The organism is Rahnella perminowiae, from assembly GCF_019049755.1.
Lineage (GTDB): Bacteria > Pseudomonadota > Gammaproteobacteria > Enterobacterales > Enterobacteriaceae > Rahnella > Rahnella perminowiae.
In genome coordinates this window covers 1-7,363 of record NZ_JAFMOS010000392.1, presented here as the reverse complement: position 1 = coordinate 7,363, position 7,363 = coordinate 1, and the positions used below count along the sequence as shown (strand labels likewise).

The following is a 7,363-nucleotide window of genomic DNA, read 5'->3' as shown; positions in this document are numbered from 1 at the left end:
CCTGCCGATAGGAGGTGAATGTTTAATCTTAGATCAATGCCATAGCCATTTCTGATGCTGTGTTTTTGAGGCATACAGCAAAGTGGTGCAGGCCCGAGAAAACAGCGGATATGGAAATCATAAGCACTGTTACACCATTAGCCCGCACTGTTTCAGCGTACGTGCGTCTTGCCCAGCGATGGCGCGTTTCCTGTCTGCTGGTGCTACCGGTGATATTTTCCCTCACCGCGCAGGCCGCGCCGCTCAGCCCCGCCGACCGCGACAGTATCGAACAACAGCAGCGGCAACTTCTGCAGCAGAACCAGCAACAGCGTCAGGAACTGGAGCGCAGCACGTCAGTCGCCCCCGCACCGCAAACCCCAGCGCAACCCGGCGGTCCGTGCTTTGATATTCACGACATTACCCTCAGCGGCGCAGACCATATGCCCGCGCGCATCCGGCAAAAACTCACTCAACCCTATCTGCAACAGTGCCTCGGCATTAGCCAGATTAATGCCCTGGTGAAACAGGTCTCCGACTGGTATATCGGCCAGGGTTACATCACCAGCCGCGCGTTTCTCACCGAACAGGATTTGTCTTCCGGCACGCTCAGCCTGACAGTGATGGAAGGCAAGCTGGAAGCCATCAAAATGGAAAACCAGCGCGGCGCAATGCTGGCGATGGCGTTTCCGGGGCTGACCGGCAATATCCTTAACCTGCGTGATATCGAACAGGGGATGGAGCAGATTAACCGGCTGCGCAAAACGCCGGTGCAGATTGAAATCCAGCCCGGCAGCCAGCCGGGATACTCCATCGTCAACCTCACCTCAGAGCCTGAGTTTCCCCTGCAGGCCAGCGCCGGTTTTGACAACTCAGGGCAGAAAAGCACCGGCACCGGACAGGTCAGCGGCTCGCTGACGGGCAATAACCTGCTCGGGCTGGCGGACCAGTGGTTTGTCAGTGCGTCACGCAGCAGCGACGGCGCAAGCGACCACGACGCGAAAAGCGTGCAGGCGGGTGTTAATCTGCCTTACGGCTACTGGCTGTTCGATTACAACTACAGCTACAGCGACTACCTGAGCACCATTGAATCGCAGGGCTATCTCTGGCGCTCCACCGGCGACAGCCAGGCGCACCGCTTCACCCTTTCCCGCGTACTGTTTCGCAACGGCGACATGAAAACCGCCGCCAGCCTCGGGCTGACGCACCGCCTCAACCGAAATTATCTCAACGACGCCCCGCTGGAAAGCAGCACCCGCAGCCTGACCAGCTGGACCGCAGGCATTAATCACAGCCAGAAACTCTGGGGCGGATACGCCACGCTCAACCCGGCGTTCAGCCGTGGCGTGCCGTGGTTTGGCGGCGAAAGCGATGAAGATAAAAATCCGGATGCCCCGCGCGCGGAGTTCTCTAAATGGACGCTGTCCACCAGCTATTACCGGCCTGTCACCCAACGCATTACCTGGCTGACCAGCGCCTACGGCCAGTGGGGCGATGACCGTCTTTACGGCAGCGAACGCCTGACGATTGGCGGTGAAAGCTCGGTGCGGGGATTCAAAGAGCAATACCTCTCCGGCGACAACGGCGGCTACTGGCGCAACGAGCTGGATACCCAACTGTTCGCGCTGCCGGTGCTCGGCCAGATCAGCGCCGTGACCGCGCTTGACGGCGGCTACCTGCAACGCAGCAATCATGACACCAATGCGTCCGGCACCTTATGGGGCGGGGCGGTGGGTTTATCGAGCAGTAACGCACATTTCTCCAGCCAGTTTACCGTCGGCTGGCCGCTGAGCTATCCGGACTCACTGGCACCGGATCGCGTCACGGTCTACTACCGCATCGGCTTTGCACTTTAGCGTTGTACCTCTACATAAGAGAGAAGGAATTCGGCGATGAAATCGATCACAGAGCAACCGGTCGCGTTATGGCGTAAAGCACTGGCATACGGGCTGATGGGCTGGCTGGTCTGGCAACCGGTGATGCCCGCATTTGCGGCCGGTATCACGGTAGCCGAAGGCAACACCCGCACCGATCAGGCGGGTAACGGCGTGCCGGTGGTGAACATCGCCACCCCGAATCAGGCCGGGATTTCGCATAACAAATATAACGATTTCAACGTCGGCCAGCAGGGCCTCATTCTCAACAACGCCACCGGCAAACTGACCCGGACTCAGCTGGGCGGGCTGATCCAGAACAACCCCAATCTTACGGCAGGTCAGGAAGCGAAGGGCATCATTAACGAAGTGGTGTCAGCGAACCCTTCGCAACTTAACGGCTACATGGAAGTCGCCGGTAAAGCGGCGAACGTCATGGTCGCCAACCCCTATGGCATCACCTGTAACGGCTGCGGCTTCCTCAATACCCCGAACGCCACGCTGACCACCGGCCGGCCGGTGCTGAACGCGGACGGTTCGCTGCAGTCCCTCGACGTCACGCAGGGTGCGATCACCGTTGAAGGTCAGGGGCTGGATGCCCGCACGAGCGATTCTTTTTCACTGATTTCCCGCGCCGCGCAGATTAACGCCGGGCTGTACGCCAGAGACCTGAACGTCACCCTGGGTGCCAATCACGTCGATGCGCAGGGCAATGCCACGCCGATATCCGGCGCAGGTGTACCGTCGGTGGCGATTGACACCGGCGCGCTCGGCGGTATGTACGCCAACCGCATTCATCTGGTTTCCAGCGACAAAGGCGTCGGGGTCAACCTCGGCAACCTGAACGCCTCGGTCGGCGATATGCAGATTGATGCCAGCGGCAGGCTGACGCTGAGTAATGCGACCGCCACCGGCAAGCTGACGGCGAATGCGCAGGCCATCGCGCTTAACGGTACCCAGCAGTCGGGCGGCGATATGGCGCTGACATCGGCTGGTGACCTCACCAGCAACGGCACACTGGCGGCGGGCGGTAACGCACAATTGCGGGCACAAACGCTGACCAACGGCGGGCTGATCCAGGCGCAGGGCGCACAGACCGTCAGTGCGTCGGCCCTGAACAACAGCGGCAAAATGCAGTCCGGCGGCGCGCAAAACATCACCGCTAATACCCTCAGCAATCAGGGGCTGATCGGTTCGCAGCAGGGGTTGGGGTTGCAGGTTGCTGACCAGATGACCGTGGGTGAACAAGGCTCGCTGTTTGCCGGTGACCGGCTGAACATCGGCGGCGGTCAGATGATTGTCGACGGCACGCTGACCGGCAAAAATGGCCTGACGCTCAACAGCACTTCCCTGAACGCCGGGCAAAACTCGCTGATCACCAGCCTCGGCGATATTCAGTTTATTGCCGCGCAGCAGACGCTGGGCGGCCAGTTGTCGACCTCCGGTAACGTGGGCCTGAACGCTAAGGATCTGTCCGTCGGGGCGCAGGGGTCCGTTCACAGCGATAAAGATTTATCCCTGACGGCAACCGGCAGCGCCACGCTGGCCGGTGCGCTCGACGGCAACACGCTGGAAGCCGGTGGCGGTACATTGCAGGTGACCGGCAGCGGTTCGCTGGCCTCCACGGGAGATATGCAGTTATCCGCCCGCCAGCAGCAGCTCGATGGCACCACCAGCGCGGGCAATACTCTTTCGATTAACGCTGACCAGCTTAATGCCGCACAGGGTGGTAAAACCTCGGCGCAAAATGACGTGCAGGCCACGGTTGCCAGCGGCGGGCAGTGGTCCGGCAGCCTGATTGCCGGGCGTGATCTGAACTTTACCGCACACGATTTCAGCAACGGCGGCACGCTGGCCGCCAACCGCAACGGTCAGTTCAGCTTCGGCACCCTGACCAATAACGGCCTGCTGCAGTCCCTCGGCACGCAGCAGCTTGACGGCGACACCTTCAATAACAACGGCACGGCGCAGTCCGGCGGTGACCAGACGCTGACCCTGAATCAGCTCAACAATCAGGGGCTGACCGGCACCCGCGGCGACATCATACTGAACGCGCGGGATGGCGTGACCAACGGTGATGCGGCAACCTTACTGGCCGGCGGTCAGCTGACACTCAACACCGCACAGGCGGATCTGGGCGGCACGCTGACCGGCACGCAGGGGGCGACGTTTAACGCCACCGCGCTGACCACCCGCGCCGGATCGGTACAGTCCAGCCAGGGCGATGTGGCTCTGAAGACTGATACCGCGAACTTAAAGGGTTTTCTCTCCGCCGACGGCAACGCGGCGCTGACCGCGCAACAGCTCACTACCGGCAACGGCTCGCAGACGCAGGGTAAAAACGCGCTGGGGATCAGTGCGTCTGAAAAAGCCGATCTGGCCGGGAAACTGGTGACACCGGGTACGCTGACGGTGCAGGCCGGTACGCTGACCAACGGCGCGGCGCTGGGCGCGGACAATGTGGATATCACGGCCACCTCGCTGACCAACAACGGTGCCATCACCGCCGACGACGGCCTGCATGTGAAAGCCGGTACCTTGCAGCAGCGGGGCAGCCTGTCTGCGCAGAACCAGATGACGCTGGAAGGCCAGACGCTGGTCAATCAGGGCAACGTGTCGGGTGATGACGTCGTCGTGAATGCTACCGGCAGCCTGACCAATCAGGGCACCGGCGTGATATCGGCGGGCAACGGCCTGACCGTGACGGCACCGGTTGTGACCAACAACGGCCAGCTTCTGGCACAAACGGTCGGCGTGAATGCCACGGGTATCAGCAACAACGGGCTGATGCAGGGCAACGGCGGTACCACGCTCACCGCCAGTACGTTAACCAACGGTACGCAGGGGCAGGTATTGTCCGGCGGCACGCTGGGTGTGCAGGTGGGTGATACCCAGAATCAGGGACGTTTACAGGGCAGCCAGCTTACCCTGACCGGCAACAGCCTGACCAATGGCGGCACGGCATTAGGCACGAATGGCCTGAACGCACAGATGCAGGGGGATCTCACCAACAGCGGCAGCCTGCTCTCATCCGGTGATGTCACGGTGAACGCCGCCACGCTGGAAAACAGCGGCCAGTTGCTCAGCGATAAAACCGCCACGGTGACGGCTGACCATCTGACCAATCAGGGGCAAATCCAGGGCGACACGCTGGCGCTTACGGCGAACAACGCGGACAACAGCGGCAACCTGATTGGCCTGAAGGGCCTGACGGCGCAGCTGCAGCAGGATTTAACCAACGCCACGTCCGGCAAGATGCTGACGCAGGGCGCGCTCACCGTCACCGCCACGCACGTCACCAACAACGGCAGCTGGCAGGCCGACAGCGCCGATGTACACGCCGGGCAGTTAGATCTTAACGGCGCTATCCAGACCGCTTCGCGCGCGAACCTCAACCTGACCGGTGCGCTCAATACGCAGGCGCAGGGCAAAATTATCTCAACCGGTCTGGCTATTTTGCAGGCGGCGAACCTGAATAATCAGGGGAGCTGGTCGGCGGATAACCTCACCCTGATCGGTGGTGCGCTGACCAGCAGCGGCGGCATCAGCGGTGTCAGTCAGCTTGCGACCACGCTCAGCGGGCAACTTCAGGTTCAGCAGGGCGGCACATTACTCAGCGGCGGCACCGCCACGCTGAACGCCGGGAATATTGCTAACAGCGGCACTCTTCAGGCCGGTAATCTTGTGCTGACCACCAACAGTATTAGCAACGCCGGGCAGTTACAGGGCCAGCAAAGCCTGCAGGGTACGGTCCAAAACGGCATCACTAACCTGAGCGGCGGCACCGTGCGCAGTCAGGGCACGTTAGATTTGGGCGCACAGACGCTGCTCAATCAGGGGCAGATGCAGGGCGACGGCGTCAGCCATCTGACCCTCACCGGTAATCTCAACAACCAGGGCACCTTACTGACCGGCGGCAGGCTGACGGTGTCTGCACCGGTGCTGACCAACAGCGGCACGCTGCAGGCGCAGGGCCTGACCCTGACCGGCGGCACGCTCAACAACAGCGGTACGCTGACCGGACAGGGCGACAGCACGCTGAACGTCACGCAGATGACCAATCAGGGCCAGCTTCAGGGCGACCGGCTGACGCTGACCGGTAACGAACTGCATAACACCGGCACGGTATTGGGCAGCCAGTCGCTGGGGCTTAACGTTCAGAACGCCGACAACCAGGCGGGCGGCAGACTTTACAGCGCAGGCAACCTGACGCTGGTGACGCCGGTACTGAATCAGGCGGGCAGCCTGCTGGCGCTGGGGGATATGACGCTGCAACTCGGTTCGGGCTTTACCCAGACCGGCACGCTGGCAGCGGGGCAGAACCTCAATCTCAGCACGCAGGGCGACCTGAACGTGCTCGGCACCCTGCAGGGCAACGGCATCCAGCTCAGCTCGGCCGGCAACTTTACCAACAGCGGTCAGCTGCGCGGCGGCGGCGGTACGGTGGGCGTGGACGCCAGCAACATCCAGCTCAACGGCAGCGGCAGCGTGCAGTCCGGCGGGGATATCCGCCTGGCCAGCCGTGGCGTACTTAACAACAGCGGCTTTGTCGGCGGGGCGGGCAACGTGGTGATGTCCGCTGGTGGCCAACTGACGAACAGCGCGCTGCTGTACGCCGGTAACAACATGCAGTTGCTGGCCGACAGTATTCACAATAACTACGGCGATATTCTGGCGGGCAACAGCCTGTGGCTGCAGCGGGACGCGGCGGGCAACGCCAACAGCGAAGTGGTCAACACGTCGGGGGATATCGAAACCACCAACGGCGATATCACCATCAATACCGGCCATCTGCTGAATCAGCGGGACGGGTTGAGTACGTCGAGTTCTTATCAGGCGGCGAATAGCCCGGCATCTCTGGGGCAGGCCACGATGAGCATTCAGCTCGGCTTGTTAGATGATGATGAAATTGGGGTTTATACCGGAACGGGCTGGCGTCACACCGGTGGGAGCAATGGCAAAGGAGACGGCGCTGAAGAAGAATATACTTTTGTTGGTTTAGCGCCTACGAAAGCTGCCTCTGACAGAAAATTTCTTGTAGGTACTTCCACTGTAACCGCCATTGCCAGCGGCGGGGCGGGCCGCATTGCCGCAAACCGCAATTTAACGATATCTGGCGACACGTTAGATAATATTGCCAGTACTGTTCTTGCCGGAAGCAACATAACGCTTTCCGGCACCAACCTGAACAACCAGTCCTATGAAAACAGCATTGAGAATGAGTACCTGACCTATCAGTACAGTGGCACAACAGGGGTGCAACCGGCCGATGCCACCGTTATCCCTGATATCCGGAAAGGGAAAAGAAGGGGGGTAGACTACAGGACGGATTTAGGGGATAAGTTTACCTACACATTAACCGGTGGACCCGCTTACGAAACCCTCAGCACCGGCGAAGGCCTCCGCTCAGTTATTCAGGCCGGTGGGGCAGTTAACGCCAGTTTCAGCAATAACATCAGCAATACCACGACCTCGGCTAACGCAGGCGGTTTATCCCATGCGATAAGCGC

Annotated in this window: 2 protein-coding genes; both read left to right on the top strand. The window is 60.8% G+C overall.

Annotation, left to right across the window (positions count from 1 at the left end; genetic code table 11):
• The first annotated feature begins 110 nt into the window (after positions 1-110).
• Complete coding sequence (locus J1785_RS05220; RefSeq protein ID WP_238483085.1) at positions 111-1,835, top strand: ShlB/FhaC/HecB family hemolysin secretion/activation protein; 1,725 nt, start codon at positions 111-113, stop codon at positions 1,833-1,835.
• Positions 1,836-1,871: 36 nt separating this feature from the next.
• The coding region (locus J1785_RS05215) for a filamentous hemagglutinin N-terminal domain-containing protein (RefSeq protein WP_217218960.1) at positions 1,872-7,363 on the top strand (5,492 nt) is incomplete at its 3' end.